2 protein-coding genes are annotated in these 2,060 nt (G+C 71.7%); both read right to left on the bottom strand.

The genetic code is table 11. From position 1 onward, the window contains the following. Nucleotides 1-126: 126 nt before the first annotated feature. Complete coding sequence (locus ACFU9P_RS20345; RefSeq protein ID WP_384082648.1) at nt 127-1,005, bottom strand: ferritin-like domain-containing protein; 879 nt, start codon at nt 1,003-1,005, stop codon at nt 127-129. Beyond that, nucleotides 1,002-1,694: a ferritin-like domain-containing protein gene (locus ACFU9P_RS20340; protein WP_376386937.1), complete on the bottom strand. Its 693-nt coding sequence runs from the start codon at nt 1,692-1,694 to the stop codon at nt 1,002-1,004. The genes ACFU9P_RS20345 and ACFU9P_RS20340 overlap by 4 nt, the downstream gene beginning before the upstream one ends. Nucleotides 1,695-2,060 lie beyond the last annotated feature (366 nt).

Here is a 2,060-nt window from a genome sequence, read left to right as displayed (position 1 = left end):
CCACCTCCCCTCCCCACCCACGACACCCACCACAAAACGCCATAGAACAGCGCCACCAGACTCCCCCCCTCCCCCTCCGCCGCCCCCCGCGACCGGACTTGTCCGTGCGGCTCTCGGACCGTCATCTCAGACCGTCAGAAGGCCCGGTGTCGCCGCCATGTCCTCGGGCAGGAAGGCGTCCGGCACCGGGTACTGCCCGAGGATGAAGCGCAGGATCGAGGCGTGCATCGCCTCGACGGGCGCGACGGTGGCCGCGGTCTCGATGCCGCCGCGGCTCTTGCCGTGGTAGACGGCGGAGAGATAGGTCTGCGCGGCCTGCTCCTCAAGTTGCAGGGCGAGCTTGGCGGCGTCGTCGACGGTGGCGGCCCTGTCCAGCGCGGCGGTGACCGCCCGCTGGTTGGACAGCGGCACATCGGTGACGACGGGCTTGCCCGCGGCGGTCAGCGCCTCGTTCCAGGCCTTGGCGTGGTCGATGTGGTGGGCCATCGCCATGGTGACGAAGGTCGACACGGCGGGCGGTACGGCGCCGAACTTCTCGGCCCCCGCGGCGGCCAGGATCGATCCGTACGCCCCCACGGCCTGGTTCTCCAGGGCCGCCGAGAGCGCGACGAACCGCAGCTCGGCGGTGTACATGACCGTGTCCACGGCGGCCCTGGGCGGCAGGACCTCGGAGGAAGCCGCCTGCGGCGAGACTCCCTTCTCGTCGGTGCCGGGGCTGGAGCAGCCGGTCAGCAGGAAGGCTGCCCCGAGGCCACCGGCGTTCAGCAGAAAGCGGCGGCGCCCCGCGTCCACCGGCCCGTCCGGCGCGGGACTCCCCGGACTCTTCGGGCCTTCCTGACTTCCCCGGTTTGCGTGCCCCAGCTCCCTGATCCGCTCGCCGAGATCCGCCGCGCTCGTACGCATCGCGGGCAGCGTCTCCCGGTGCGTCTCCTCCATGTCCTCGGTGAGGCCGCTCAGCTCGTTCTCACCGATGGGCAGCTCCCAGCCGCCTCGCGTACGCCTCACAGCACCGCTCCTTCCGACATCGGCCGGGCATTCGCGGTCGCCTGGAAGACATCGGGGATCCCCGCGCTCCCCAGGGCCGCGGGCAGTCTCGGGGCGTCCGTCGGGATCTCGACCAGGTTCTCGTGGCCCGAGGTGAGCAGGGACTGCACGGCCAGCAGCGTCGCGCGGTGCTGGGCCTCGACCGGCGCGACCGAGGCGAAGAGCCGCCGCACCCGGGTGTCACGGACCTGGCCCACGTATTTGGTGTAGGTCCGCGCGGCCATGTCCTCCAGGGACGCGGACAGCTTGATCACATCCACCGGGTTCCTGGCGGACGACAGGGTCCGTCTGACCATGTCCCCGTACTGCTCGTCGGGCCGGGTCTGCTCCTTGCCGCCCGCCTTGACGGCTGCGGCGTTGAACGCCTTGGCGTGTTCCTGGTGCTGCTGGACGGTGGTGGCGATGAACTCGGCGACCGTCTTGGTGCCGTTCTTGATGAACGGCAGCCCGGCGGCCGTACGGTACACACTCACCGCGAGATGCTCCAGGGCCGCCGCCGTCTGCAGCGCCATGACGTCCTTCTTCGCGGCATCGTCCGCGGCGGCGTCCTTCAGCACCCGCTCGGTGATCCTGACGGCGTCGCCGTTCATGTCCCGCGACCGCTCGGTCCGTTCCTTCAGCAGTCGGGTGTCGATGTGCTCCGCGCGCATCACGCTCCCTCTCTACTCGGCTACTCGGCCTGTGTCGGGCACCCGCGGCTGCGCGGGCACTGTCATCGACACATTCGCGAGGAGGCGGCCGGTCGCCCGCCGACCGCACCGGCGGCGGAGGGTGTTTCACCTCATCGGCCGAGCGATACGGCCGAGCGATACGGGCGGTGGTACGAGGGGGCGGTACGGAGGGGGTGGTACGGGGGCGGCGCGAGGGGATACGGGGGTGGCGCGAGGGGGGTGGTACGGGGCGGGGCGGGGAGGGGAGGGCCACCCCTCCTCCCCCCCCCCCCCCCTCCCCCCCTCCCCCCCCCCCCCCCCTCCCCCCCCCCCACCAACCCACGACAAACCACAAAACCAACCCCC

The organism is Streptomyces sp. NPDC057617, assembly GCF_042800555.1.
GTDB lineage: Bacteria > Actinomycetota > Actinomycetes > Streptomycetales > Streptomycetaceae > Streptomyces.
The sequence above is the reverse complement of the archived record's forward strand: the minus strand, read 5'-3'. Positions and strand labels throughout refer to the sequence as shown.